At 71.7% G+C, this 24,284-nt stretch carries 25 protein-coding genes and 1 pseudogene; 9 read left to right on the top strand and 17 right to left on the bottom strand.

The window, feature by feature from the left end; translation table 11 throughout:
- Nucleotides 1-54: 54 nt before the first annotated feature.
- The 6 genes and pseudogenes from IEY14_RS25990 to IEY14_RS16330 form a co-directional block, all read right to left on the bottom strand.
- Nucleotides 55-453: a nuclear transport factor 2 family protein gene (locus IEY14_RS25990; RefSeq protein WP_188910790.1), complete on the bottom strand. Its 399-nt coding sequence runs from the start codon at nt 451-453 to the stop codon at nt 55-57.
- 48 nt (nt 454-501) lie between these two features.
- A pseudogene (locus IEY14_RS25985) lies at nt 502-1,110 on the bottom strand (aspartate/glutamate racemase family protein); the annotation flags it as partial.
- Nucleotides 1,111-1,119: 9 nt separating this feature from the next.
- Complete coding sequence (locus IEY14_RS16345; protein ID WP_188910370.1) at nt 1,120-2,004, bottom strand: ABC transporter permease; 885 nt, start codon at nt 2,002-2,004, stop codon at nt 1,120-1,122.
- 2 nt (nt 2,005-2,006) lie between these two features.
- A complete protein-coding gene (locus IEY14_RS16340) occupies nt 2,007-2,885 on the bottom strand; it encodes an ABC transporter permease (RefSeq protein WP_188910368.1) in 879 nt (292 codons plus the stop codon).
- Nucleotides 2,886-3,076: 191 nt separating this feature from the next.
- Entirely contained in the window at nt 3,077-4,363 is a 1,287-nt protein-coding gene (locus IEY14_RS16335; protein WP_188910366.1) for an ABC transporter substrate-binding protein, read from the bottom strand.
- Nucleotides 4,364-4,412: 49 nt separating this feature from the next.
- Nucleotides 4,413-5,402 carry an ABC transporter ATP-binding protein gene (locus IEY14_RS16330; protein WP_188910364.1) on the bottom strand — a complete coding sequence of 330 codons (990 nt, stop codon included), beginning with the start codon at nt 5,400-5,402 and terminating at the stop codon, nt 4,413-4,415.
- 218 nt (nt 5,403-5,620) lie between these two features.
- Between IEY14_RS16330 and IEY14_RS16325 the strand changes: the two genes are divergently transcribed.
- On the top strand, nt 5,621-6,376 hold the full coding sequence (locus IEY14_RS16325; protein ID WP_188910362.1) for a GntR family transcriptional regulator: 756 nt from the start codon (nt 5,621-5,623) through the stop codon (nt 6,374-6,376).
- Here IEY14_RS16325 and IEY14_RS16320 read toward each other — a convergent pair.
- Nucleotides 6,373-6,714 (bottom strand): CsbD family protein, encoded by a 342-nt coding sequence (locus tag IEY14_RS16320; protein WP_188910360.1) that lies wholly within the window; start codon nt 6,712-6,714, stop codon nt 6,373-6,375. The two genes, IEY14_RS16325 and IEY14_RS16320, sit on opposite strands and share 4 nt — an antisense overlap.
- A 51-nt stretch (nt 6,715-6,765) precedes the next feature.
- Nucleotides 6,766-7,077 carry a hypothetical protein gene (locus IEY14_RS16315; RefSeq protein WP_188910358.1) on the bottom strand — a complete coding sequence of 104 codons (312 nt, stop codon included), beginning with the start codon at nt 7,075-7,077 and terminating at the stop codon, nt 6,766-6,768.
- A 437-nt stretch (nt 7,078-7,514) separates the two neighbouring features.
- Between IEY14_RS16315 and IEY14_RS16310 the strand changes: the two genes are divergently transcribed.
- The gene (locus tag IEY14_RS16310) at nt 7,515-7,988 is read left to right on the top strand and encodes a DUF4126 domain-containing protein (protein ID WP_188910356.1); all 474 of its coding nucleotides are present in this window, start codon (nt 7,515-7,517) and stop codon (nt 7,986-7,988) included.
- Here the strand turns inward: IEY14_RS16310 and IEY14_RS16305 are convergent.
- Nucleotides 7,976-8,221, bottom strand: a complete 246-nt coding sequence (locus tag IEY14_RS16305) for a hypothetical protein (protein WP_188910354.1) — start codon at nt 8,219-8,221, stop codon at nt 7,976-7,978. The genes IEY14_RS16310 and IEY14_RS16305 overlap by 13 nt on opposite strands.
- A 370-nt stretch (nt 8,222-8,591) precedes the next feature.
- Between IEY14_RS16305 and IEY14_RS16300 the strand changes: the two genes are divergently transcribed.
- Genes IEY14_RS16300 through IEY14_RS16275 form a run of 6 tightly spaced genes read left to right on the top strand, consistent with a single transcriptional unit; the run spans nt 8,592 to nt 13,503 of the window.
- Entirely contained in the window at nt 8,592-9,398 is an 807-nt protein-coding gene (locus IEY14_RS16300; protein ID WP_188910352.1) for an SGNH/GDSL hydrolase family protein, read from the top strand.
- On the top strand, nt 9,388-10,413 hold the full coding sequence (locus IEY14_RS16295; RefSeq protein WP_188910350.1) for a glycosyltransferase family 2 protein: 1,026 nt from the start codon (nt 9,388-9,390) through the stop codon (nt 10,411-10,413). The genes IEY14_RS16300 and IEY14_RS16295 overlap by 11 nt, the downstream gene beginning before the upstream one ends.
- Nucleotides 10,406-11,275: a hypothetical protein gene (locus IEY14_RS16290; RefSeq protein WP_188910348.1), complete on the top strand. Its 870-nt coding sequence runs from the start codon at nt 10,406-10,408 to the stop codon at nt 11,273-11,275. Before IEY14_RS16295 ends, IEY14_RS16290 begins: the two co-directional genes overlap by 8 nt.
- Nucleotides 11,272-12,198 carry a thiamine pyrophosphate-dependent dehydrogenase E1 component subunit alpha gene (locus IEY14_RS16285; protein WP_210318457.1) on the top strand — a complete coding sequence of 309 codons (927 nt, stop codon included), beginning with the start codon at nt 11,272-11,274 and terminating at the stop codon, nt 12,196-12,198. Before IEY14_RS16290 ends, IEY14_RS16285 begins: the two co-directional genes overlap by 4 nt.
- On the top strand, nt 12,188-13,207 hold the full coding sequence (locus IEY14_RS16280; RefSeq protein ID WP_188910346.1) for an alpha-ketoacid dehydrogenase subunit beta: 1,020 nt from the start codon (nt 12,188-12,190) through the stop codon (nt 13,205-13,207). Before IEY14_RS16285 ends, IEY14_RS16280 begins: the two co-directional genes overlap by 11 nt.
- Nucleotides 13,204-13,503, top strand: coding sequence for a lipoyl domain-containing protein (locus tag IEY14_RS16275; protein WP_188910345.1), 300 nt, complete (start codon nt 13,204-13,206; stop codon nt 13,501-13,503). The genes IEY14_RS16280 and IEY14_RS16275 overlap by 4 nt, the downstream gene beginning before the upstream one ends.
- Here the strand turns inward: IEY14_RS16275 and IEY14_RS16270 are convergent.
- Nucleotides 13,496-14,851, bottom strand: coding sequence for an SGNH/GDSL hydrolase family protein (locus IEY14_RS16270; RefSeq protein WP_188910343.1), 1,356 nt, complete (start codon nt 14,849-14,851; stop codon nt 13,496-13,498). The two genes, IEY14_RS16275 and IEY14_RS16270, sit on opposite strands and share 8 nt — an antisense overlap.
- Nucleotides 14,848-15,216 carry a hypothetical protein gene (locus IEY14_RS16265; protein WP_188910341.1) on the bottom strand — a complete coding sequence of 123 codons (369 nt, stop codon included), beginning with the start codon at nt 15,214-15,216 and terminating at the stop codon, nt 14,848-14,850. The genes IEY14_RS16270 and IEY14_RS16265 overlap by 4 nt, the downstream gene beginning before the upstream one ends.
- A 98-nt stretch (nt 15,217-15,314) precedes the next feature.
- On the opposite strand from IEY14_RS16265, the gene IEY14_RS16260 reads away from it, so the two are divergent.
- The gene (locus IEY14_RS16260) at nt 15,315-16,067 is read left to right on the top strand and encodes a glycosyltransferase (RefSeq protein ID WP_188910339.1); all 753 of its coding nucleotides are present in this window, start codon (nt 15,315-15,317) and stop codon (nt 16,065-16,067) included.
- A 228-nt stretch (nt 16,068-16,295) separates the two neighbouring features.
- Here IEY14_RS16260 and IEY14_RS16255 read toward each other — a convergent pair whose 3' ends face one another.
- The 6 genes from IEY14_RS16255 to IEY14_RS16230 all read right to left on the bottom strand — a co-directional run bounded on the left by IEY14_RS16255 (nt 16,296) and on the right by IEY14_RS16230 (nt 24,274).
- On the bottom strand, nt 16,296-17,504 hold the full coding sequence (locus IEY14_RS16255) for a transglutaminase-like domain-containing protein (protein ID WP_188910337.1): 1,209 nt from the start codon (nt 17,502-17,504) through the stop codon (nt 16,296-16,298).
- Nucleotides 17,505-17,556: 52 nt separating this feature from the next.
- Nucleotides 17,557-18,546 carry an ABC transporter permease subunit gene (locus IEY14_RS16250; protein WP_188910335.1) on the bottom strand — a complete coding sequence of 330 codons (990 nt, stop codon included), beginning with the start codon at nt 18,544-18,546 and terminating at the stop codon, nt 17,557-17,559.
- Nucleotides 18,543-20,120, bottom strand: coding sequence for a sugar ABC transporter ATP-binding protein (locus IEY14_RS16245; protein WP_188910333.1), 1,578 nt, complete (start codon nt 20,118-20,120; stop codon nt 18,543-18,545). Before IEY14_RS16245 ends, IEY14_RS16250 begins: the two co-directional genes overlap by 4 nt.
- A 79-nt stretch (nt 20,121-20,199) precedes the next feature.
- On the bottom strand, nt 20,200-21,138 hold the full coding sequence (locus IEY14_RS16240) for an ABC transporter substrate-binding protein (protein WP_188910331.1): 939 nt from the start codon (nt 21,136-21,138) through the stop codon (nt 20,200-20,202).
- Nucleotides 21,139-21,236: 98 nt separating this feature from the next.
- A complete protein-coding gene (gene dhaL / locus IEY14_RS16235; protein ID WP_188910329.1) occupies nt 21,237-22,934 on the bottom strand; it encodes a dihydroxyacetone kinase subunit DhaL in 1,698 nt (565 codons plus the stop codon).
- Entirely contained in the window at nt 22,934-24,274 is a 1,341-nt protein-coding gene (locus IEY14_RS16230; protein WP_188910327.1) for an FGGY family carbohydrate kinase, read from the bottom strand. Before IEY14_RS16230 ends, dhaL begins: the two co-directional genes overlap by 1 nt.
- Nucleotides 24,275-24,284: the final 10 nt, after the last annotated feature.

The following is a 24,284-nucleotide window of genomic DNA, read 5'->3' as shown; positions in this document are numbered from 1 at the left end:
CGGCGAGGGCGGCCGGCCGCCCGGCCTTGCGACAGTCGCGTCCTCGTCCGCCCCCTACCGCCGCAGCGCCGGGTCGAGGAGCCATTCGGCACTGTCGTTCCAGACGTCCATCTTCGTGATCCGGCCGTCCATCACCTCGAAGCGGTCGACATAGCGGTTGTGGTCGAAGGGCGTGCCGTCCGGCCATTCGCCATAGAGCTTGCCGATCGAATAGACCACGGTGCGGTCGCCGGCCGGGGCGACGTCGAAGCGCTCCATCCGCTTCTTCACCCATTTGTAGCGGGCGGCGTTGACGGAGGTCGGGCCGCGCGGATGGTCGAAGACGCGCCCGCCGGTGAAGGTGATGGTGCAGCCCGGCGCCATATAGGTCGCCGCCCGGTCGGGATCGGGCACCATCGAGGCTTCGAGATAGGCGCGCACGATGGCGGCGTCATCGAGGGTTTCGTCGCGCATCGTCCTCTGCCTTTCCGCGATCCGGCCGGTTTCGAGGAGATGGACCGCCGCCACCACGCCGTCCAGCACCGGCAGGCCGAAACGGGCGGTGAAGCGCTCCGCCAGATCCGCCATGCCGGCGCAGCCGAGGACGACGGCGTCGGGGCCGTCCTCGGCGAGGGCGCGGGCGATCTCGGCCGCCACCATTTCCTCCGCGTCGCCGCCCTCGCGCTCCAGCTCCAGCACCGGCACTTCCGAGGCGCGGACCCTGGCGCAGGCATCGGCGAAGCCGCCCGCCGCGACATTGGCGGCGATGACCGGGATCGAGACGGAAAGCGTCGTCACCACCGAGAAGCGCCCGCGCGCCGCGCCGGCGAGGAAGGCCGCCTCGCCGAGGCCGGTGACGGGCTTCTCCGTCAGTCGCCGCGCCTCGGCGAGGCCCGTATCGTCGAAGCAGCCGATGACGAAGCCGTCCGCCGTCGCGTCCTCGGCGGCGAGAAGGCGCAGCAGTCCGGGCACGGCCGCCGCGCCGTCCGCCTCGCCCTGGATCGCCGCCGGGCCCGCGTGATTGGTGAGGGCGCGGATCTCCGTGCCCGGCCCCGCGGCGGCGCGCGCGGCGCCCGCCATCTTCTCGGTCATCGAGGCGGTGGAGTTCGGATTGATGAAGAGGATGCGCATCGGATCTTCTTAGAGAGTGCCCTTGCCGGCGTCGGAGGCGCCGCGCATGCGGCGGCGGCGCAGCGCGAGGCCGGTGCCGAGCGTGCCGCCGATGACGAGGAGCGAGATCGCCGTCGTCAGCGTGCCGAGCGCGTAGATCGCCGGACTGGTGACGGTCGCCGTCAGGCCCTGGAGTTCGAGCGGCAGCGTGTTCGGGCCGCCGATCGCCTGCGAGGTGCGGGCGATCTCGTCCCAGGAAAGGGTGAAGCCGAAGAGGGCGACGCCGATCAGATAGGGCGCGACCAGGGGCAGCACGACATGGCGGAAGGTCTGCCAGGGCGAGGCGCCGAGATCGCGCGCCGCCTCCTCATAGGCCGGATTGAAGCGGTTGAAGACGACGAGCATGATCAGCATGCCGAAGGGCAGCGTCCAGGTGAGATGCGCGCCGAGGGCCGAGGTGAAGAGCCCCATCGAGGAGGCGTAGTCGTCGCCGACGAGGCCATAGGCCTTCAGGAGGTCGTCGAAGACGCGGAATTCCAGCGCGATGCCGAGCGAGACGACGATCGAGGGCAGGATGAGGCTGGCGATCGCCACGTAGAAGAGCAGCGTCGAGCCGAGGAAGCGGCGCCGGAAGGCGAGGCCGGCCGCGAGCGAGACCACGACCGTCAGCACCGTCGCGACGAGGCCGAGGCCGAGCGAGCGCCGGAAGGCCGCCCAGACGTCGACGACGCCGAGCCCTTCCCACAGCACCCCGAACCAGTGCAGCGACAGGCCGCGCATCGGGAAGGTGAGGCCGCCCTCCGGCCCCTGGAAGGACAGGACGAAGATCGTCAGCGTCGGCCCGTAGAGGAACAGGACGAAGAGGGTGAAGAGGCCGGCGAGGAGATAGAAGGCGGGGCCGCGCGTTTCGCTCATCGCTAGAGCTCCTTGCGGATGTCGACGAGGCGCGTCAGCGCCAGGATGATGATCAGCACCGTGGCGAGCAGCACGACGGCATTGGCGGCGGCGACCGGGAACTGGAGATAGCTGATCTCCACCGAGATCGACTTGCCGACCGAGGCGATCTGCTGGCCGCCCATGATGCCGACGGTGATGAAGTCGCCCATCACCAGGGTGACGACGAAGATCGAGCCGATGGCGATGCCGGTCTTCGACAGGGGCACGATGACGTTCCAGAGGATCTGCCAGCCGGTGGCCCCGGCGTCGCGCGCCGCCTCGATCAGCGAGCGGTCGATGCGCAGCATGGAATTGTAGATCGGCGCCACCATGAAGAAGGTGAGGAGGTGGACGAAGGTCAGCGTCACCGAGAAGCGTGAATAGAGCAGCCAGTCGAGCGGCTGGTCGACCCAGCCGAGGGCGAGCAGCCCCTGGTTCACCAGCCCCTCGCGCCCGAGAAGCGGGATCCAGGAGATCATGCGGATGACGTTGGAGGTCCAGAAGGGAATGGTGCAGACGAGGAAGAGCGCCGACTGCACCTCGGGCGTCCGCACCTCGAAGGCGACGAAATAGGCGATGGTGAAGCCGATCACCAAGGTGATCGCCCAGACCGTCAGGCAGAATTGCAGCGTCGAGAGATAGGTGGCGAAGGTGGTGCAGAGGCTCGGCAGCCGCACCAGGCAGCGGTCGAACACGTCGAGATAGTTCTGGAACTGGAAGTCCGGCTCGATCGAATAGTCCGTATAGGTCCAGAAGCTGACCATCACGATGATGGCGAGCGGCACGACCAGGAACAGGAGGAAGATCAGCGCGAAGGGCGCGGCCTGGAGATAGGGGGCGATGCCGACGCGTTGGCTCATGGGGCGTTCCGGGTGGGTGCGGGGGAGAAGCCGCCGCCTTCTCCCGAGTCGGGAGAAGGTGCCGGCAGGCGGATGAGGGAGCGACGGGGCTCGGACGTTTCCGCCCTACGGCTCCCTCACCCGGTTCGCTGGCGCGAACCACCCTCTCCCGGCTCGGGAGAGGGGGGCGCCCGCTCGCGACGGTTCGCGCCTTACGCGGCCACGAACTCGTTCCACTTCCTGACCATGTAGGCGTCCTCGTCCATCACCGAGTTCCAGCAGGAGATGCCGCCGATGCGGGCCTCGAAGGAGCCGCCGTCGCGCACCGAGCCGGCGGCGGCGATCTTGTCGCCCATCGGCGACATGATGTCCTTCTCCGCCTTCTCGCCCTTCATCCAATAGGCCCATTCATAGGGCTGCATCGACTTCTCGGCGGTGGAGAGGACGGCCGAATAATAGCCCTGCCGGTTGAGGAAGGCGCCGGCCCAGCCGGACAGGAACCAGTTGATGAACTCGTAGGCCGCGTCGAGCTTCTTGCCCTCCAGCGTCGAGGGCAGGCCGAAGCCGGAGGCCCAGGCGCGATAGCCTTCCTTCAGCGGCTGGTAGACGCAGTCGATGCCCTTGGCGCGCACCGCCGTCACCGCCGGCGACCACATGGACTGGATCACCGTCTCGCCCGAGGCCATCAGGTTGACGCTCTGGTTGAAGTCCTGCCAGAGCGCGCGGAACTGCCCGGCCTTCTTGGCCTCGATCAGCGTCTCGATCGTCATGTCGATCTCGTCGCGCGTCATGTTGCCCTTGTCGGGATACTTGTACTTGCCCATGCCCTCGATGCAGAGCGCGGCGTCCATGATGCCGATCGAGGGGATGTTGAGGATCGAGGCCTTGCCCTTGAACTCCGGGTTCAGGAGCTCCGACCAGCTCTCGATCGGGCGCTTGATGAGGTCGGGGCGGATGCCCAGCGTGTCGGCGTTGTAGACGGTCGGGATCAGCGTGATCCATTCGGTCGGGGCGGCGGCGAACTTCTTGCCCATCCGCTCCTCCTTGTAGAGGACCTTCCAGGGCGCGGTGCCCTGGGCGCCGATCTTCTTGCCGTCCGGCAATTCGCCCTTGGTGAAGACGGGCGTGATATTGTCGAATTCCTTGATCTTCTTGGCGTCCATGCCCTGGAGATGGCCGGAGGGCATCAGCTTCTTCAGCGAGAAATATTCCGAATCGACGATGTCGAAGGTGTTGGCCTGCGTCAGCACGCGCTTGGCCACCTCGTCGGTCGTCACCGGCACGTATTCGATGGTGATGCCGAGGTCTTCCTTGACCTTGTCGGCGATCTCCTTCGACTGGTTCACCGCCGTGCCGAGATAGCGCAGCGTCACCTTCTCGGCGGCCATGACATAGGGAAAGCCGGTGATGGCGCCGGAACCGGCGGCGGCGGCGCCGAGCGCGGCCGTGGATTTGAGGAAGCTGCGGCGGCTGAGGCCGCCCGTCCTGGTCTCGTTCATCGTTGATCCTCCAGTTGGAAACAGGCTGCGGGTGGGGGTGGGGGCGGGATCAGGCGGGTTCGAGCACGTATTCGGCGCTCTTCGCCCAATGGTACGCACGCGTCTCGCCGAGTTCGGCGGGCTCGGGAAAGAAGCGGTCCTCGGGGATCACGGCGGTGATCTCGCCGCCGGCGGGCGTGCCGAGGACGACGGTGACGGTGGCGCCCTGATATTCGACGCCGCGCACCTCGCCTTCGAGCGTGCGGGCCGCCGCGCCGCCGGCGCCGAGGCGCACATGGTCGGCGCGCACCGAGACGGCGCCCTCCTCGACGTCGACGACATTGTGGCCGCCCATGAACTTCGCGACGAAGGCGGTGCGCGGCCGGTGGAAGACGTCCTGCGGCGAGGCCGCCTGCTCGATCCGCCCGTCCTTCATGATGACGACGAGATCGGCGAGCGCCATGGCCTCGTCCTGGCCGTGCGTGACGTGGAGGAAGGAGATGCCGAGCTCGCGCTGGAGCCGCTTCAGCTCGGTGCGCACCTTCAGGCGCAGGAACGGATCGAGCGCCGAAAGCGGCTCGTCGAGGATCAGGATGCCGGGATCGGTGACGAGCGCGCGGGCGAGCGCGACGCGCTGCTGCTGGCCGCCGGACAGCTGAGCCGGCAGGCGCGAGGCGAATTTCGTGAGATCGACGAGCTCCATCACCTCGCCGGCCTTGCGATAGCGCTCGGCCTTGCTCTGGCCGCGCATCTTCAGGGAGAAGGCGACATTGTCGAGCACGGTGAGATGCGGGAACAGGGCGTAGTTCTGGAACATCATCGCCGTGCCGCGCTTGGCCGGCGCGAGCTCGGTGATGTTCTGCGCCCCGAGGATGATGTCGCCCGAGGAGGCGATCTCGTGTCCGGCGATCATGCGCATGGTCGAGGACTTGCCGCAGCCGGAGGGCCCGAGAAAGCAGCAATAGGTGCCCGCCGGAACGCGCAGGTCGATCGCGTCGACCGCCAGCGTCTCGCCATAGCGCTTCGTCACCTTCACGAGTTCGAGGCTGCCATCCGCCATGCCGCCAATCCTTCCTTCCGTCGGGACAGGCGATGCAGGCGGCGTGCCAAGTCACGGAATCCCTTGGCGCAAAGGGCTTCGGGCGTTTGTGCCTCGCAACGGAGCGAAGCGGCTGCGCAGAAGCTGCGCAATCGGCCCGCCGCTCTGCCAAAATTGTGCACAATCCTTGTATGCGAAAAGATTTTGCGCCGCGCGTGCGCCTCTGCCATGCTGGCGCGATGAGTCGGGTCCTGTCGAAACCGAAGGCCGAGGCGGCGGGCGCGTCGGCGCGCGTGCCTGTTCCCGCGCCCTCGCGCGCCTCCTGGCAGGAAATCTACGACGCGCTGCGCGAGGCGGTGATGCGCCATCGGCTCGATCCGGGCGCCAAGATCGTCGAGGAGGAACTGGCCGAGCTCTTCGGCGTCAGCCGCACCATCGTGCGCGCCGCCCTCCAGGCGCTGGGGCGCGACGGCATCGTGGTAATCGAGCGCAACAAGGGCGCGCGGCTCGCCCGGCCCTCGCCCCGCGAGGCGCGCGAGATCTTCGAGGCGCGCGAACTGATCGAGCCGCGTCTGGCGCTTCTGGCGGCGGCGCGGCTGTCGCCCGGCGATGTCGAGCGGCTAGGCGCCGCGATCGAGGCCGAGCATCGGGCGCTTCACGCCGACAATCTCGGCGAGGGCCTGTTCCAGTCGGCGGAATTCCACCGCGTCATCGCCGCCGCCTCGGGCCAGGCGGTGCTGACGACGATGCTCGGCGATCTCCTGTCGCGCTCCTCGCTGGTGCTGGCGCTCTACTGGCGCCGGCCCGAGGCCTTCTGCGAGAACGAGGCGCATCACGCCCTGGTCGAGGCGCTGGCCGGCGGCGACGGCGAGCGCGCGGCCCGGCTGATGCAGCAGCATATCGCCGCCCTTCTCGCCGGGCTCGACCTGACGGAGCGGCCGCTGCGCCGCTCCTCCATCGCCGAGGCGCTGTCGAGGGCCGACGACGGCCTCTAGTGGCGGTCGCGGAAGCTGAGGCCGAGCACGAAGCCGACCGCGCCGGCGACGATGAGCGCCGAAAGCGGATTGCCGTGCACCTGGCGCCGCACCGCCTCGCCGCCGTCGCGCGCATAGGCGCCGGCATTCTCGTAGAGATCGGAAGCATAGCGCGAGGCTTCCGCCGTGGCGCCGCGCAGGGCGTCGCGGCCCTGGCCGTAGAGGTTCTGCGCGGCGCCTTCCGCCTCGCGGATGCGGCCCTCGGCCGAATTGCCGTCGGAGCCGACCGCATCGCCGATCGCGCCCTGCACCTTGCCGCCGAATTCCTTCGCGGCTCCTTCGAGACGGTTCCTGTCCAAGCTCGTGGCTCCCGATCTACGCAACGCAACGGCCATTCCGCTGCCGCAGCCCTAAACCATCGAGAAGCTCATTTGTTCAGTGTCTCCCTGACGGGCGGCGGCAGAGGCCGGCGCGCGGCGCCCGCGCGGCCGGCGGCGCGGCTTGTGGAATGCGGCATGGCCGCCCCGGCCATCGCGGCTGAACCAGGCGCCGTGCCCTTCGGCATAGACGGCCTGGGCGGCGGCCTCCTCGCTCGCATGTTCGCGGCGCGCGGCCGCGTCCTTCGCCGGGGCGGTCACGAAACGCCCCTGGCGGTTGCGGGCCAGCACCAGCGGGCGGCCCTTGTGCGGGCCCCGTGTGACCCGTGCGGAAAGCGTCAGCATTCATCGTCTCCTGAGATGGCTCGGACCGTCGCGCCCGTTCTTCGATCCCGGCCGCGCCGTTTCAGCCTCGTCATCCCGGCCCCCGAGCCGGGATCCACGCCTCGGCGGGACCGCCTCGATGAGCGACGAGGATGGGCATTCGTCCGGACCGGTCACCGGCTCGCATGGCCGGCTTGGCATGGATCCCGGCTCGGGGGCCGGGATGACGAAGCGGTGAGGTGGGCGGGGTTTCTGCAACGGCGCCACAGTGTCACATATAGGAAGCCGGCAGGAGTTATGCCAATATTTCCAACGGTTTGAGGCGTGATTTTCGCAAGAATCCGCCATGTGGGACGGGGGTGTCGCGCGCCGGTTCCTCGGCCCGGGGGCGTAGGGAGCGGCAACCTCGCGGGTGGTGCGCCGTTGGGGCCGGGACAACCCTGCGCGGGACCCTTCTCATGCTCTCTTCCATCCTGATGGGCCTCGTCGCCGGCGCGCGCTCGATACTGCCGCTCGCCACCGTCGCCGTCCTGGCGCGGCGGCGCGAATTGCCGAATGACGGGCCGCTGGCCGGATGGCTGGCGCAAGGGCCGGTCGTCGCGGCGACCTCGGCGCTCGCCCTCGGCGAGCTTCTCGGCGACAAGCTGCGCTCCGCCCCGGACCGCATCGTCCTGCCGGGCCTTCTCGCCCGCGTCGCGAGCGGCGCCATTGCCGGCGCGGCGCTGGCCCGCCCGCGCGCCGCGCCCGGCGCGGCCCTTCTCGGCGCCGGCGTCGCGGTCGGCGCCGCCTATGCGAGCTTCGCGCTGCGCCGGCGGGCGATGCGCCGTGGCGGGCAGCGCCCGACCGGGGCGGCGGAGGATCTCGCCGTCCTCCTCGCGGCGCTCGCCGTCGCGGCCGGGGCCCGGCGCCGGGCCGGCGATCACTCCTCCTGAAATTCCTTGCCGACCTCGCCGAAGCGGGCGAGGACGCGCGGCTCCTCGACCACCTCGCCGGTATCGGTGTCGACCGTGAGCGTCAGAGCGACGACGCCGGCGAATTTCGCCGCGTCGCGCTCGGCGCGCGCCACCGCCTCGGCCTCGGTGCGGTATTCGACCGAGCGGCCGGGATTGAGCTTCTTGCCGCGCCGCTCGAACTGCTGGACGATGAACAGCACCTTCTCGGCCATGGTCGCCAACTCCCTCGCGCTTCCATGCCCCCTCATGCGCCGGACGGGACCCGCCGTCCATCGCCCGCGCGACGAAGGCGGGTCCCCGTCGTCCGATCCACAGGAACGAAGGCACCGGCGGAGCATCCCGAAAACGTCGCGCAACCGAGAGGAGAGTAGAGACGCGGTCGCCTTCCAGACGAAGCCTTGTCCTCGTCTTCGCATGAAGGTTCGCTGACGCGAGACTTGCCGCGTCAGCGTTAACGACGATCGGCGCAATATTTCCCTGCTCCGTTCCGTTGTGTCATGCTGCAAGAAAGCCGCAAGCAAAGGCCCGCGTCGCGACGATAGGGAAGGCCATGATCCGCTGGGGAAATCGGGGGGCGCGCCGGTGAAGCGGATCACGCTGTTCGCCAAGGGCAATGTCGACGTCCACGATTCCCTGCATTCGTGCCGGATCGGCGGCGCGATCCGCTGGAACGGCCTCAACGAGGCGCTGCGGGTTCTCGCGCCCGGCACCACCGCGCGGGTGATCCACGAGACCTTCTCGCGCTCCGACGCGCTGCTCGCCGCCGGGGGCGCGCTGCCGGCGCCGCTTTCGGCGCCCGATCTGCCGCTCGGCGCCCATTGGCGCGAGGCGCAGTTCAGCACCGCTTTGTTCGAGACGGCGGCCGACGCGATCGTGCTGTCGATCCAGCCCGATATCGCCACCCGGCTGATGCGGCACCGGGCCGAGCGCTACCTTCTCTATCCCGACCGGCTCGCCGACTGGCCGGCGGCGCAGCGGGACTGGCTGCGGGCCGAGTTCGAGCCGGCCGAGGCGCCGGCGCCGGAGGCGTTCCGGGACAATCTCGTCGCGATCGTCCGGCGCCTCCGGGAGCGGCACGACCGGCCGATCCTCGTCTACAACGTCTCCTCCATCGTGCCGGGCGAGGCGGCGCATTGCTTCCAGGGCTTCGCGGACGCCCTCTCGACCCGCATCAAGCGCTTCAACCTGGCGCTGATCGACGTCTCCGAGGCGACCGGCATCTCGATCGTCGACGTCGATGCGATCGTGGCGCGCGCCGGGGCGGAGCGGCTGAAGCTCGACTGGATCCATCTCGATCCGGAAGCCTATGGGCTGGTGGCGGCGGAGGTGGCGCGCATCCTCGCCGATCACGGGCTGATCGACCTCGCGGGAGGTGCCGATGCGCGCTAGCGTCATCGTCCGCTCCAAGGACGAGGCCGACCGGCTGCGGCTGGTGCTCGTCTCGCTGGCGGGCCAGAGCGTGCCGGCCGAGATCGTGGTGGTGAACGACGGATCGCGCGACCATACGCGCGCCGTTCTCGCCGAGGCCGATCCGGGGCTCGATCTCGTCGCCCTCCATCACGAGGCGCCCGAGGGCCGCTCCAGCGCCGCCAATGCCGGGGCGGCGCGGGCGAGCGGCGACATCCTGATCTTTCTCGACGGCGACACCCTGGCCGCGCCCGATTTCGTCGAACGCCATCTCCATTGCCATCGGGACGCCCGCGCCGTGGTGGCGCGCGGCGAGACCTATCATATCCGGGGCACGCGCCCGTTTCTCGACCCGGAGCGCGGCACGCCGATGCCGGGCCAGGAGGCGAAGGTCGCGGGCCTGTCCGAGGCGGAGCGCGCCCGCTCGCTCGTCTCAGCGCGTCAGGTGCGGGACGAGTTTCCGGCGCTGGAACGGCGCGCGCAGCCCGGCATCTATCCGGGCTTCGGTCCGCGCCGCCTGTTCGAGCTCGAAATGGCGGCGCTCGGCGAGGCGCCGGATTGCGAGGTGCTCTGGGCCGCCGCGTCGGGCTCGAACCAGTCGGTCCCCCGCGCCGCCTTCCTGGCGGTCGGCGGCTTCCATCCGGAGATCTCGATCAACGAGCATCGGGAACTCGCGCTGAAGCTCTGCCGGCAGGGCCTTCGGATGGTGCCCTCGGCCGCGCGCAGCTACCATCTCATCCACCGCAGCGGCTGGCGCGATCCGCTGGCCGATCCCGACTGGGCGCGGATCTTCTACGAGGCCCATCCGCTGCCGGCCGTGGCGCTCCTGCCGCTCCTCTGGGAAAGCCTCGGCGAGGCCCCGGACCTGCCCGTCGCCGCGCGCCTTGTCTCGCTGCCGGCGCTCGCGGCGGCCGCGCGGCCGCTCGCCGGCATCAGCGGCCGCGAGGCGGTGCGCGCGGCGCATCTCGCCCGCATGGGGGAGGGCGCCCATGTCTGACCGGACCGTGATCCCGATCGCCGCCCGTCTCGCCGAGCACGAGCGCCCGATCCTCGCCGAGGCCCTGTCCCGCCTCGCGGCGGCGCTCGGCGAGGCGTCGGGGGCGGAGCCCGAATGCCGCGCCCGGTTCTACGACGATCTGACGGCCCTGGCGGAGGCAGCCGAGGGCGCCATCGCGGTCGTCTCCCTCCAGCCGGAGCTCGATCGCCTCGACGCGCCCTGGGCGGAGGAGGAGCGGCGGCTGCGCGCCGCCTTCGAGGCCCTGTCGCGGAACGGCGGTCCGGTTCTCGTCTGCACGCTCTTCCGGCATGTCGATCCGGCGGCGGAGCGCGCCCGCGCGCTTCTCCTGCGCATCCGCCGCCTCGATCTCCTGGTACTGGACCTGTCGCGCGAGTTCGGCCTCTTCGTCGTCGATCTCGACCGGGCGCTCGCCGATATCGGCGCCAGCCGGCTGGCGACCGATTACCGGCTCGGCGGCGAGAAGGCGCTCGCCCATGCCGGCCGGGCGCTGGCGCTCGGCCTCGCCACCGATGCGCTCGACCCCTTCGTTTCCGTCGAATGGCAGGACGAGACGGTGCGCCGCGTCGCCGCCTTCGAGGCGGCGCGCGTCGAGCGGATCGACTTCGCCCCGGCCGACCTCATGAACTGGAGCCGGGGCCGGCGCCGGCAGCTGGCGGCGGTCGTCACCAGCAACGTGCAGTCCGACCATGCGGGGCGGCTGATCCGGCAGGTGCTGAAGCGCCAGATCGGGCCGAGGGACGCTGCGACGCGCCTCTTCCTGGCGCTGCGCCGAAGGGGCTTTCGCGAAAGCGCCGGGCTCTTCTATTCGGCCCTTCTCCATCTCGTGAAATCCACCTCATGAGCGCGGCGGGGGCGGAAACGGCCGGGCTCGCGGCCATGCTGCGCATCCGGGCCTTCGAGACGGCGCTGTCCGCGCGGCCCGATCACGGCTTCCAGCTCATCTCCTCCGGCGAGGAGGCGGTGGCGGTGGGGCTCGCCGCCGCGCTGCGGCCGGGCGACCAGCTTCTGACCGGCGGGCGGTCGATCGGCCCGGCCTTGGCGCGCGGCGTCGATCCGAACCGGCTGATGGCCGAGCTTCTCGGCCGCGACGCCGGGCTCAATCGCGGCCGGGCCGGGCGCGGCCATGTCGCCGACCCGGAATCCGGCTTCTTCGGCGCCCATGCGGTGGTCGGCGGCAATATCGGCGTCGCGGCCGGCGTCGCGCTCGCCCGGCAGCTGGAGGGCGCCGGCGGCATCGTCGCGGTCCTTTTCGGCGACGGCGCCTGCGGCGCCGGCATGCTGCACGAGACGCTGAACGTCGCGGCGCTCTGGCGGCTGCCGCTCGTCTTCGTCTGCAACAACAACGGCTTCTCCGTGTCGACCCCGCCCGAAGCCGGCATCGCCGCGCGCCGTCTCGCGGATCTCGCTTCCGGCTTCGGCCTGCCGGCCGAGACGCTCGACGGGCTCGACCTTCCCGCCGTCACGGAAGGTCTCGGCCGGGCGGCGGCGCGGGCGCGCTCCGGCGGCGGCCCCGCCTTCGTCGAATGCCGGTCGATCCGCCTCCGCGCCCATTCGACCTCGGCGCGCGAGACGCGCACGCGGGAGCAGCTGGCGGAGCTGCGCCTGTCCGATCCGATCCCGCGCGAGGCGGCGCGGCTCGGCCTCGGCGAAGCGGATCTGCGGGCGCTGGAGGCGGAGGCGGCGGCGGGCGCCGAGGCGGCTCTCGCCTTCGCCGATGCCTCGCCCTTGCCGCCGGTCGGGGAGGTGCTCCGCGATGTCGAGTGAGGCGCCGGCGACCCACAAGATGTTCTTCCGCGAGGCGATCGCCAAGGCGATGCGCGAGGAGATGCGGCGCGAGCCGCGCGTCCTCGTTCTCGGCCAGGATGTCGGCGCCTTCGGCGGCTCCTATCGCGAGTTCGACGGGCTCTTCGCCGAGTTCGGCGCGGCGCGGGTGCGCGACATGCCGGTGGCCGAGAACGCGACGATCGCCATCGGCGCCGGGGCGGCGGCGGCAGGCTTTCGCCCGCTGGTCTCCATCACCTACATGGACTTCCTGATGCTCGGCTTCGATCCGCTGATCAACTATGCGGCGAAGCTGCGCTACAAGACGGGCGGACGCCTTTGCGCGCCGCTCGTCGTCAAGACCACGGCCGGGGCGCTCGGCCAGGGCGTCGCCCATTCGCAATGTCTCGAAGCCTGGCTGATCAGCGTGCCGGGCCTGAAGGTCGTGGCGCCCTCGACGCCGGCCGATGCCTACGGCCTCCTGAAGACGGCGCTGCGCGGCGACGGCCCCGTCGTCTTCATCGACCACAAGCGGCTCTTTCCGATCCCGGGCGAGGTGCCCGTCGCGGAGACGCCCGTGCCCTTCGGCGAGGCGATCGTCCGCCGCGCCGGGCGGGACGTCACCATCGCGACGCACGGCTTCATGACCCTCGTCGCGCTCGACGCCGCCGCGAGCTTGGCGGAGCGCGGCATTTCCTGCGAGGTGGTGGATCTGCGCTCGCTGGCGCCGCTCGATCTCGACACGGTCGCCGCCTCGCTCCGCCGCACCCGGCGTCTCGTCACGCTGGAAGAGGGCCAGCCGACCTGCGGCATCGGCGCCGAGCTCGCCTTCCGGCTGTTCCAGCGCCTCGGCGCCCATCCGCATGCGCGCGTCGGCGCGCTGCCGGCGCCGGTCTCGTCCAATCCGGTCTTCGAGCGGGCCTGCATTCCCGACGCCGCGCGGGTCCGCGATGCGGTGCTCGGCCTCCTCGCGGCCCCGAGTCCCGCTATTCCCGAACAGGAGCGACCATGATCTACCAGCTCTCGGTGCCGCCGGCGGTGCCGAATGTCGCGGAAATCCGCATTCTCGAATGGCACGGCGCGGTCGGCACGCATTTCGCGCCGGGCGATCTCATCGTCGAACTGGAAACGCACAAGGCGATCGTCGAGGTGCGGGCCAACCAGGCGGGCGTGCTCCGCCGCATCGAGGCCGAGCCGGGCGACTGGCGCGCCATCGGCACGGCGCTGGCGCTTTTCGCCGACGAGGCCGGCGAGGCGCTCGAAAGCGCCGCCGCGCACGACCTTCGCGTCGAGTTCGAGGTCAGCTGAGGCGGGGCGCCTCCCGGCCAGCGCCCCTGAGCGCGGCCAGGATCTCGCCCCGGATGGCGGTCTGCATCAGGCTGCTCTGATGCACGCCGTCCGGCAGGTGCTCGGCGCCGCCGAGATCGGCGGCGATGGCGTCGACATCGACGATCTGGAGGGGATGGGTCTCGGCGAGATCCTCCAGCATCAGGTTCAGTTCCTTCGAGGCGACATTGGCGAGGGTGTCGCCGAGCGGCGCGTCGAAGGCGGCATAGTTCGAGACGGTCTCGAGGCCGGAGGTCGACATCCGGTTGAGGATCAGGACGCGGGCGCCGGTCTCGCGGCCGAGCGTGTCGATCAGCTCGGCATAGTCGCGCCGGATGTCCTCGACCGAGCGGCGCACCGGCTCGAAGGCGGCGGCGAGCCATTGGCGCAAGGCCGGCCCGGCCGCCGCCTGGTGGTGGCGCAGCATGTGGAGCCGGTAGCCGAGCCGGCGATGGCGCAGGATCACCTGCGGCTCGGCATTCAAGGACAGGAGCACGGCCGTCGCCGGCCCGAGCCGGCGCGAGCCGCTGCCGGTGAAGACCGGATAGCTGTCCGTCAGCGGGCTGCGGCGCATGGTGGCGAGAAGGGCGCCGGCCATCATGTGGTCCTCGGCCGTCGCCGCCGGCCGCGCCGCGTGCAGCGCCGCCTGGAGATCGGCTGCGATCTCCGCCATCTCCGCCGGCGTGCGGCGCAGCTGGTCGAGCAGCACGGGCGCGGCGGGCGCGAGCGGATGGTCGGGCACGAAGACCATCTGCGCCGGGAAGGGCGCGTGCTCGAACATCTCGAAGAAGGCGGAGGCGGCGCCGAGCACCACGCCGGTCGCGTCGCAGATGCCGAGGCTGAGCAGCGTCACCGGCGCCTCGTCCTCCTCGCACCACCAGCCGCGAATCCGCCCCAGCCAGCCGGGCATCAGGCCGGAATGGACATCCGCCAGCGCCGTCATCCGCCGCCCGGCCAGCGCCAGGAGCCGCAGCCGCCCGGCCGCCTCGCCGCCCGTCTCCGGCGCGGCAGGCTCGATTTCGCCGACCGTCTCCTCCGCGCTCCAGAGCTTGATGCCGTGAAGGTCGAGATAGCCGCCGGACATCGCCTGCGCCGCCAGCGCGACGCGCCCGTCGATCCGCGCCGCGAAGGCGACCTGGAGCTCCAGCTCGTCGGCGAAGGACAGGCCGGCCGCCAGCCGGGCGTTCGGCTCCAGCTTGACGTTGCAATAGCCGATCACCTGCCCGGCGCGCACGCGCTGGCCGGACGGGACGAGCCAGCGCACGCCCGAACGGTAGAGCGCGAAGCCGTCCGCCCGCAGCGGCCCGAGCGTCAGCGGCAGGGCGGTCATCGCAGGCCCCCGGTCCACATCTCGGCATGATGCATGATCGCCGCGCTGGAAAGGCGCGCGGGCCGCGCCGGCGGCGCGCTCAGATCCTCCTCCGGCTCGGTGGAGAGGAGCGCGAGCAGCGCGCCGACATCGCGCCGGTCGCCCGCCGCGACGTCCAGCCGGCGCAGGAAGACGGGCTCGCGCAGCACCATGCGGTGGAAGGAGATCGGCGGGCAGTCCTGCGCGAAGCTGGCGCCGAGATCGACGCTGAAATCGAGGAGCCGGCTTCCGGGCGCCAGGCGCTGGCCGGGTCCGGCATGGAGGCATTCGATCGTCGCGTCCCGCATATGCGGCATCATGGCGGTCAGGGTGACATGCAGGATCATGGGGCCTCACATCCCGGCCGAAGTCATACTAAGATGATTCCGTGCTTCGTCGGGGAAGTCCAAGGGAAAATACCGTCATGCCTTTGGTAAGTTGTCTTATGGTCACCTTGCCCGAGCGCCTGGATCTCGCCCGGCGCAGCATCGGCCATTATCTGGCGCAGACGCTGCCCGATACCGAGCTCGTCCTCGTCGCCAATCGCGGCACGCCGGAGATGCGCGCGGCGCTCGCGGCCCATCTCGAAGCGCTCGGCCGCGCCGATATCCGGCTGGACTTCGCCCCGGACGACCTCAAGCTCGGGGCCTTGCGTAACCGGAGCGTCGCGCTGGCGGCGGGCGAGTTCGTCTGCCAGTGGGACGACGACGACTGGCACCATCCCGACCGCCTGCGCCGGCAGCACGAATGCCTTGCCGCCGGGGCGGCCTCGGCCTGCACCCTCCAGGACCTGATGCATTACTTTCCGGCGCGGCGGGTGCTGCATCTCGTCAACTGGCACTCGACGCCGGCCGGCGGCCATCCGGGCACGCTCTTCGCCCGGCGGACCGCCATGCGGCCCTATCCCGAGGCCGGCGCGGCGGCGGCACGCGGCGAGGACCTCGAAGTCGCGCTCGCCTTCCGCGAGGCGGGCGCACTCGCCTTCCTCCAGGGCGCGCCGGAACTCTATGTCTACGCGACGCACGGCACCAACACCTGGGACGGCGAGCATCACGCCATGCTGGCGAACGAACTGGCGGTGTCGCGCGGCCTCCTCCAGCGGCGCGAGAGCGCGCTGCGCGCCGGCCTCGCGCCCTTCGGCTTTCCCGCCGGCACGATCGAGCTCTGGGGCAGCAACGGCCTCGCCTTCACCCTGTGATGCCGGCCCGCCTTATGCGCTGACCCTGGCCGACTCCCTTTCAGCTTCGTCATCCCGGGCTTGACCCGGGATCCATGCCTCGGCGGAAGCGCATGGATAAGGGCGGAGATGCGCGTCCTTCCGCATCGCTTACAGCCTATCGCGACCGGCTTGGAATGGATCCCGGCTCAAGGCCGGGATGACGAAGCGGCGAGGTGGGCGGGTCCTTGCCGAGGCGTTGCGGTCCGGTCAGGGAAGAAGCTCCAGCCGGTCGGCATGGAGGGTCTCGCCCGCCGCGTCGAGGAGATCGAGCAGCACGCCGTCGCCCGACGGGACTTGCAGAAGATGCCAGATCGGCGGGATCGGGACCCCGGCGGCGCCGGTGAAGTCGAAGGGCCGGCGCTCGGTGATCATCCGCGCGTCGACCGCGCCGAAGAAGCGGTCGCGCCAGGCCGCGTCCGCGCCGCCGGCCGAAAGATCCCAGCCGAGTAGATCGAAGGCGCCCCAGCCGGCCTCGCCGAGATGGATCTCGGCCCAGAAATGGTTGGTCGGCGCCGCCCGGTAGAGCACATGGCCGCCGACGAGCCGCGCCGGGATGGCCCGCGCCCGGCAGAGCGCGACGAGAAGGGCGGCGCCGAGCTGGCAGTCGTAGCCGCCGGTCTCCAGCGCGAAGTCGCAAGGGGCGGCCGGGTCGATCTGGTCGTAATGGAGGGGCAGGCAGGCGAAGCGCTCCATCAGGAAGTCCCAGAAGGCGCGCACCGCCGCCTCGGCGCCTTGCGTGCCGGCGAGGCGGCGCGCCAGCGCGGCGACGCGGTCCGTCACCACGATCAGCCCCTCGCGCGGCCGCAGATGCGCCTCGCCCGGCGCGTCGTCCGGCGGCGGGCCGGGCCGGAAGCGCAGCCGCGCGCCGAGCTCTGCCGCCGCCTCGCCGCCGGCGACGAGCCGCGCCTCGAGCCGGCCGGGCGTGACGGCGAGGCTCGCCCCCGGCGGGGCGGGAAAGGGCTCGACCGCCAGCGCCTCGTGCGCGCCGGGCAGGGGCAGCGGCAGGCGCAGCCGCAGCCGCGCGCCCGGCGCGACCGCGCCGAGGGCGAAGCGCCGCTCCGTGGACAGTTCGAAGTCGCTCGCCGGGTCGCGCCGCGCCAGATCCTCGACCATGCGCCGCCCGGTGGCGACGAAGCGCTCGCGCCAGAAGCCGTGCCGGCCGGACAAGGCGGCGGCCTTCAGCACATGCAGGACCTCGACGGGGTCGAGAAGGCGCCCGCCATCCGGCGCCGCGCGGTGCCGGAGGCCGAGATCGAAGGCGGCCGCGAGCGCCGCCTCGCAGGCGCGCCGCGCCTCGGGCCGCTCGCGCCCTTCCGCGAAGCCGCCGAGCAGCAGCATGTCGAGGATGCGCGGCGCGCCGACGCATCGATAGCGGTCGCCGAAGGCCAGCCGGGTCGGAAGCGGGATCGTCGGCATCGCGCGGCTCCAGCCTCCCGTCGTTCCGGCCGCCCTCCGGCCTTTCCGCGTCTCAGGTCCGGTCGACGCCCTTCAGCCGGTAGCGGTCGAGCGCCACCGCGACGATGATCACCAGCCCCTTGATGATATATTGCCAGATGTCGGAGACGCCGACGAGGATGAGCCCGTTCGACAGGACGGCGATGATGAGGGCGCCGATCAGCGTGCCCCAGATCGAGCCGACGCCGCCGACGAAGCTCGTGCCGCCGAGGATCACGGCGGCGATGGCGTCGAGCTCGTAGGCCTGGCCGAGCTGGAGGCCGTTGGCCGCGTAGAGCCGCGCCGCCGACATCAGGCCGCCGACGCCGGCGAGGAGGCCCGACATCGAATAGACGAAGAGCAGCACCAGCGGCACCTTGATGCCGGTCAGCCGCGCCGCCTCCGCATTGCCGCCGACGGCGTAGATCCAGTTGCCGAGCACCGTCCGCTTCAGGATGAACCAGGAGGCGACGATCGTCAGGAGGCCGATGACCGCGAGCCAGGGAATGCCGAAGAGCGTCGCGTTGCCGATGAAGGCGAAGGGCAGGTCGGCGTTGAACACGGTCGTGTCGTTGCCGAGGAGACGCGCGAGGCCCCGCATCGCCGTCAGCGAGCCGAGGGTGACGATGAAGGGCGGCAGCTTCAGCCCGGCGATCACCGCGCCGTTGGCGACGCCGCAGGCGAGGCCGAAGAGGATGGCCGCCGGAATGCCGAGCATGCCGACATCCGGCCAGAGCGAGACGATGACGCCGACCATGGCCGAGGCGGCGAGGATCGAGCCGACGGAGAGATCGATGCCGCCGGTGAGGATGACGAAGGTCATGCCGGCCGCCAGCACCGTGTTGATCGAGGCCTGCTGGGTGACGATCGACAGGTTGTTGATGGTCAGGAACCGGCCGCTGAGCAGGTGGAAGCCGATGGCGAGGAGGACGAGCACCGGCAGCATGCCGAGCGCGGTCAGGGTGGATCGCAGCCGCGCGCGATCCGAACGACGATCGGCGGAGCCGGTATCGGCGGCGGTCATCGGGCCTCTCCTTTGATGGGGGTCCGCGCGGACGCGGTCTGGTGCGGTCCGGCCGAGCCGGTCGAGAGCGACATGATCGCCTCCTGGTCGATCGGCCGCCCCGGCGCGGCGGCCACTTCGCCGGCGATCCGGCCCTCGCGCATCACCAGGACGCGGTCGGCGATGCCGACGATCTCCGGCAGGTCGCTGGAGATCGCGACGATGCCGATGCCGGCGGCGGCGAGCTGGTCGATGATCCGGTAGATCTCCGATTTCGCGCCGACATCGACGCCGCGCGTCGGCTCGTCGAGGATGATGACGCGCGGCCTGGTTTCCAGAAGCCGGGCGAGCAGCACCTTCTGCTGGTTGCCGCCGGACAGGGCGCCGACATTGATGCGCGTGCCGCGCGTGCGGATCGACAGGCGCTTCACCGCGTCCTCGGCCCGCGCGCGCGCCTTGGCGAAGTCGCGCAGGCCCCCGCGCCCGGCATCGCGGCCGATGACGCCGATATTGACGTTGTCGGCGAGCGACATGTCGAGAAACAGGCCGAGGCCTTTGCGGTCCTCGGTGAGATAGGCGATGCCGGCGTCGATCGCGTCGCGCGGCGTGGCGAGGGCGAGCGGCCGCCCGTCGAGCTCCACCGTGCCGCCCGTCGCCCGGTCGGCGCCGAAGACGAGCCGCGCGAGCTCGGTGCGGCCCGAGCCGACGAGGCCGGCGATGCCCAGCACCTCGCCGGCGAAGACGTCGAAGGAGCAGTCCCGCACCCGCCGCCCGTCGCCGAGGCCGCGCACCGCGAGCACGGTCCGGCGATCCGCCTGCGGCGCCCGGTGCTCCTTCTTGTAGAAGGAGGAAAGGTCGCGGCCGACCATCATCGAGACGAGCCGGTCGGCGGAGAGCTCGCCCCGATCGAGCGAGCCGACGAAGGCGCCGTCGCGCAGCACGCTGACGCGGTCCGACAGGCGATAGACCTCCTCCATCCGGTGGCTGATATAGATGACGGCGATGCCGGCCGCCTTCAGCCCGGCGATCACCTCGAACAGGCGCTCGGTCTCGCGCTCGGTCAGCGAGGTCGTCGGCTCGTCCATCACGATCAGGCGCGCGTCGGTCGTGAGCGCCCGGGCGATCTCCACCATCTGCCGCTCGCCGAGCGACAGGGAACCGACCTTGGTGTCCGGCCCGAAGCCGATGCCGAGCCGCTGGAGGATCGGCGCGGCGCGGCGGCGCATCTCCGCCTTGTCGACGAGGCCGAAGCGGTTCGGCTCGGCGCCGAGAAACATGTTCTGCGCCACCGAGAGATTCGGGCTGAGGGAGAGTTCCTGATAGATGACCGCGACCCCCGCCGCCTTGGCGCGGATCGGGTCGCCCATCGGCATCGGCCGGCCGTCGATCCGCACCTCGCCGCCCGGATCGGCGCGATAGGCGCCGGACAGGATCTTCATCAGGGTGGACTTGCCGGCGCCGTTCTCGCCCATCAGGGCGTGCACCTCGCCGGCATGGGCGCTCAGCGTCACCCCGCTCAGCGCCCGGATCGGCCCGAAGGTCTTGGAAATGCCCCGCATCTCCAGCCGGGGCGCGGAAGCGGCAGAAGGATTCATCCCATCGTCCTGTGCTGGCTTCGGGCCCCGGCCCGGGATCGCGCCAGGGCCGGGGTTGCGGATCTCGCGTCGGCGAGGATCAGCGCTTGGCGTCCCAGCCGACATAGTCCTTGACGTTGTCGGCGGTCACCAGCTTGGTGTCGAGCAGCACCGTCGTCTCGGCCGGCTTCTCGCCCTTGATGACGCCGAGGGCGAGTTGCGCCGCCTTCTCGGCCATGCCGTAGGGGTCCTGCGAGGAGGAGGCGACGATCCGGGTCGAGCCGGATTTCAGCGCCGTCACGACGTCCGGCGCGCCGTCGACGCCGGCGATGATCATCTCGCTGCGCCCGAGCTGGCGCGCCGCCAGATCGGCGCCGATCGCCGTCGGATCGTTCGCGCCGAAGACGGCGTCGATCTTCGGGAAGCGCGTGAGAAGGCTCTGCATCACCGCGAGACCCCCTTCGCGCGAGGCCTTGCCGTCCTGGTCGTCGGACAGGATCTTGATGTCCTTGTGCTTGGCGAAGGCGTCCTTGCAGCCCTTCACCCGGTCGACGATGGAGGAGACCGGCGGGCCGTTGATGATCACGACCTCGCCCTTGCCGTTCAGCCGCTCCGCCAGATAGTCGCAGGCGATCTGGCCGGCCTGGACGTTGTTCGTCATCACGGTGACGTCCGCGCCCTTGGCCGCGACGTCGAAGGCGCCGATCGTGATGCCGGCGGCCTTCGCCCGGGCGACGACCGGGGCGATGGCGTTCACGTCCACGGCGTTCAGCATGATGAGCTTGGCGCCGGAGGCGATGAAGTTCTCCATCTGCGAGGTCTGCTTGTTGAGATCGTAATCGGCGCCGAGCACCGTCAGATTGGCCTTCGGATAGGCCTTCAGGATCGCGTCCTTCGCGCCGGCGACGAGCGGCACGAAGAAGGGATTGCCGAGCGTGCCGACGGTGACGCCGACCTGCATGTCGGCATCCTGGGCTTGCGCGCCCGACATGGCGGCGGCGATCGCGGCGGCCGCGACGATTGTCTTGATGATCTTCATGGATGGTCCTCCCATTGCGGAACTCTACCGGCCCACCCGTCCTCCGCCGGGTTCGGGGGCCGCCTTCAAGAAACGGCGCTAGCGCCGCCCGTTGAACCTCATGCGCCGCCCGGCCGGGGCCTGAGCGCCGCCGCGATCGCCGCCAGCCAGGCGGCGACCGCCTCGGCGCCAGGATCGGGCAGACCGAGGACGCGCTCGCCGAGATAGCTGGACCGGCCCCGGCGGGGCGCGATGTCGGCGCTCCTCGCCGCGCCGTCCCGCGCCGCCGAAACGGCCGCCGCGAGATCGCCCGGCGCCGCGCCGCCCAGGCGCTCGGCCGCCGGCAGAAGCGCGTCGAGCATCGTCCGGTCGCCGATCTTCGCGTCGCCGAGCGTGGCGATCGCGCCCGCCCCGGCGGCGAGGGCGCCGGCCCAGTCGCCCGCGCCCGGCGCCGCCTTGCCCTCCAGGGCGCCGGCGGCGCGCAGGAGCCCCGCCGCGTAGAGCGCGCCCGACGTGCCGCCCACCGTGCGGCGCAGCGTGGCGGAAAGGGCGCGCAGCACCGCGGCGGCGCTCCGGTTCTCGTAGGTCCCGAGTTCGGCGAGGACCGCCCGCGCGCCTCTCGCCAGATTGGCGCCGAGATCGCCGTCGCCGACCGCGCGGTCGAGCTCGGTCAGCCGCTCCTCCTCGCCGATCAGCCGTTCGGCGGCGGCGCGGATCGCGGCGACGAGCCGGGGATCGGCCGCGCCGGCCGCGAGATCGGGCGCGCCGGCATGGGCGAAGGCGAGAACCGGCGGCTCGGCCGGCGGCCGGGCGCCCCGGCCCGGCCAGGCGGCGGCCGAGGCCGGCGCGTCGAGCGCGGCGAGCATCGCCTCGTCGAGCTTCAGGAGCGACAGCGAGCAGCCGGCCATCTCGATGGCGGTGAGGAAGGTGCCGGCGAAGATCCGCTCGACCTCGAGCCCGCGCCGCCGCGCGGCGGCGAGCGCGCCGCGGGCGACGATCTGCATCTCCATCGCCGGCGTCGCGCCGAGATTGTTGGCGAGAAGCGCGACGCGGTCGCCCCGGGCAAGGCCGAGCCCGGCCGCGACGCGCTCGATCAGCCGCTCGGCCAGCGCGTCCGCCGGCTCCATCGCGACGCGCTCGACGCCGGCCTCGCCATGGATGCCGAGACCGAGCTCGATCTCGGTCTCGCCGAGCGTGAAGCTCGGCTTGCCGGCGGCGGGCACGGTGCAGGGCTGGAGGGCGACGCCCATCGTGCCGAGTCCGGCGATGGCGCGCCCGGCCGCCGCCTTCACCGCGTCGAGCGGCTGGCCGGCGGCGGCGGAAGCGCCCGCCACCTTGTGGACGAGGACCGTGCCGGCGATGCCGCGCCGCCCGGCATTCTCGCCGCCGGCGGCCAGCGACATGTCGTCGGCGACGACCACCATCTCGACGTCCAGCCCCTCGCTGCGGGCGAGCTCGGCGGCGAGGCCGAAATTCAAGCGGTCGCCGGTATAGTTCTTGACGATGAGCAGCGCGCCCGCCGGCCCGGTCACGGCGCGGATCGCCGCCAGGACCGCGTCGGTGGAGGGCGAGGTGAAGACGTCGCCGCAGACGGCCGCCGTCAGGAGGCCCGGCCCGACATAGCCGGCATGGGCCGGCTCGTGGCCGGAGCCGCCGCCGGAGATCAGCGCGACGGTGCCCGAGGCGCGGAACGCGTCCGCGTCGGCCCGCACCACCACGCGCTCGTCTTCCAGGAGCGCCAGCCCCTCCGCCGCCAGCACCAGGCCCTCGATCATGTCGACGACGACACGGCTCGGATCGTTGATCAGCTTCTTCATCACGGTCTCGCTTCGCTTCTCGGGGGCGGGTCGAAACGCCGGAGGCTCGGGCGCGCCAGCGTTGCTGGGTCGAGCGGCGCCCGGCCGCTCGCCGCGATCAGCGCGGCGCCGGCGCCCGTCAGCTCGTCCTCGTCGAACCGGAAGATCGGCCGCGCGAAGGCCTCGGCCCGCAGCCGCAGAAAGGCGTCGGAGCGCGACCAGCCGCCCGTCGTATAGAGATCGCCGGTGGCGCCGATCGCGCCGATCAGGTCGGCGCTCGCCCGGACGAGCCCGGCGATCGCCGCCGCCGTCGCGGCGAGCGCCCGGTCGCGATCGAGGGCGGCGACCGGCGGCGCCGCGCCGTCCGGCGCCTCGCCCGGAGACGCGCCGCCGGCCGGCCGCTCGCCGGCGAGGAAGGCCGCGACGAGGTCGCCATGCGGACCCTCGCGATAGGGCGCGAGCGTCGCGGCGAATTCGAGGACGCCGAGGCAGGCAAGGCCCGGACCGCCGAGCACCGGCACCGAGAAGGCGAGGCGCGGATCGAGGCGGGGACGGGCGGGCGCGGCGCTCTCGCCATAGACGACCTCGGCCGTTCCCATGGAATCGATCACGGCCCCCGGCTCGAAGCGGCGGATATAGGAGGCGGCGACCGGATGGTCGTGGCCGCCGGCGACGACGAGGGTTTCGGCATCCGCCGCGCCCGCGTCGCGCAAGGGACCCGGCCGGAGGGGGCCGAGCACCGTCCCGGCCGCGACGGTGGCGGGCAGGCGCGGCGCGCGGGCGGCTTCCAGCATCGGCGCGTCCCAGGCGCGGCGATAGACGTCGTAGGCAGCGGTGCGGGCCGCCAGCGTCTCGCTCATGAAGGGCCGGCCGCTCCAGGCGATCGCCGGATAGTCCGTCAGCGCCACCCAGAGCGCGTCCTTGTTCGATGCCTCGGTGCGATGGCGCGCCAGCCAGAGCCATTTCGCGGCGGTGCGGAACCGGTCGACGGCGAGGCCGAGACGGGGCGAGGCGGCCGAGCCGGCGGCGAGCTCCTCCGCCTCGGCGCTCGCCCGTTCGTCGAACCAGGGGAGGGCGGGCGCTGCCGGAACGAGATCCGGCGTCAGCGCCAGCCCGTCCTCGCCGACGCCGGCCGTCGCGACGGCCGCGAGCGGCGCCCCGGCGCCGGTCGCGCGCCAGCCTTCGAGGATCAGCGTCTCGGCCGCACCGAGAAGCGCCTCGGCCGAGGTCGCGACCGCGCCGTCCGCCTCGATCCGGGGCGTCGCGACGGCCTTCGCCCAGCGCACGCGGCCCGAAGCGTCGGCGAGAACGGCCTTCAGATTGGTGGAGCCGATATCGAGCCCGCAGCAGAGCGCGGTCATGATGCCGGGC

The sequence above is a fragment of the Aureimonas endophytica genome, assembly GCF_014642635.1.
Taxonomy (GTDB): domain Bacteria; phylum Pseudomonadota; class Alphaproteobacteria; order Rhizobiales; family Rhizobiaceae; genus Plantimonas; species Plantimonas endophytica.
The sequence above is the reverse complement of the archived record's forward strand: the minus strand, read 5'-3'. Positions and strand labels throughout refer to the sequence as shown.

Bases quoted from the DNA above. Each gene is read 5' to 3' on its own strand.
- IEY14_RS25990 (WP_188910790.1), bottom strand. From the start codon at position 453: ATGCGCGACGAAACCCTCGATGACGCCGCCATCGTGCGCGCCTATCTC.
- IEY14_RS16345 (WP_188910370.1), bottom strand. From the start codon at position 2,004: ATGAGCGAAACGCGCGGCCCCGCCTTCTATCTCCTCGCCGGCCTCTTC.
- IEY14_RS16340 (WP_188910368.1), bottom strand. From the start codon at position 2,885: ATGAGCCAACGCGTCGGCATCGCCCCCTATCTCCAGGCCGCGCCCTTC.
- IEY14_RS16335 (WP_188910366.1), bottom strand. From the start codon at position 4,363: ATGAACGAGACCAGGACGGGCGGCCTCAGCCGCCGCAGCTTCCTCAAA.
- IEY14_RS16330 (WP_188910364.1), bottom strand. From the start codon at position 5,402: ATGGCGGATGGCAGCCTCGAACTCGTGAAGGTGACGAAGCGCTATGGC.
- IEY14_RS16325 (WP_188910362.1), top strand. From the start codon at position 5,621: ATGAGTCGGGTCCTGTCGAAACCGAAGGCCGAGGCGGCGGGCGCGTCG.
- IEY14_RS16315 (WP_188910358.1), bottom strand. From the start codon at position 7,077: ATGCTGACGCTTTCCGCACGGGTCACACGGGGCCCGCACAAGGGCCGC.
- IEY14_RS16310 (WP_188910356.1), top strand. From the start codon at position 7,515: ATGCTCTCTTCCATCCTGATGGGCCTCGTCGCCGGCGCGCGCTCGATA.
- IEY14_RS16305 (WP_188910354.1), bottom strand. From the start codon at position 8,221: ATGGCCGAGAAGGTGCTGTTCATCGTCCAGCAGTTCGAGCGGCGCGGC.
- IEY14_RS16295 (WP_188910350.1), top strand. From the start codon at position 9,388: ATGCGCGCTAGCGTCATCGTCCGCTCCAAGGACGAGGCCGACCGGCTG.
- IEY14_RS16290 (WP_188910348.1), top strand. From the start codon at position 10,406: ATGTCTGACCGGACCGTGATCCCGATCGCCGCCCGTCTCGCCGAGCAC.
- IEY14_RS16285 (WP_210318457.1), top strand. From the start codon at position 11,272: ATGAGCGCGGCGGGGGCGGAAACGGCCGGGCTCGCGGCCATGCTGCGC.
- IEY14_RS16280 (WP_188910346.1), top strand. From the start codon at position 12,188: ATGTCGAGTGAGGCGCCGGCGACCCACAAGATGTTCTTCCGCGAGGCG.
- IEY14_RS16275 (WP_188910345.1), top strand. From the start codon at position 13,204: ATGATCTACCAGCTCTCGGTGCCGCCGGCGGTGCCGAATGTCGCGGAA.
- IEY14_RS16270 (WP_188910343.1), bottom strand. From the start codon at position 14,851: ATGACCGCCCTGCCGCTGACGCTCGGGCCGCTGCGGGCGGACGGCTTC.
- IEY14_RS16265 (WP_188910341.1), bottom strand. From the start codon at position 15,216: ATGATCCTGCATGTCACCCTGACCGCCATGATGCCGCATATGCGGGAC.
- IEY14_RS16260 (WP_188910339.1), top strand. From the start codon at position 15,315: ATGGTCACCTTGCCCGAGCGCCTGGATCTCGCCCGGCGCAGCATCGGC.
- IEY14_RS16255 (WP_188910337.1), bottom strand. From the start codon at position 17,504: ATGCCGACGATCCCGCTTCCGACCCGGCTGGCCTTCGGCGACCGCTAT.
- IEY14_RS16250 (WP_188910335.1), bottom strand. From the start codon at position 18,546: ATGACCGCCGCCGATACCGGCTCCGCCGATCGTCGTTCGGATCGCGCG.
- IEY14_RS16245 (WP_188910333.1), bottom strand. From the start codon at position 20,120: ATGAATCCTTCTGCCGCTTCCGCGCCCCGGCTGGAGATGCGGGGCATT.
- IEY14_RS16240 (WP_188910331.1), bottom strand. From the start codon at position 21,138: ATGAAGATCATCAAGACAATCGTCGCGGCCGCCGCGATCGCCGCCGCC.
- dhaL (WP_188910329.1), bottom strand. From the start codon at position 22,934: ATGAAGAAGCTGATCAACGATCCGAGCCGTGTCGTCGTCGACATGATC.
- IEY14_RS16230 (WP_188910327.1), bottom strand. From the start codon at position 24,274: ATGACCGCGCTCTGCTGCGGGCTCGATATCGGCTCCACCAATCTGAAG.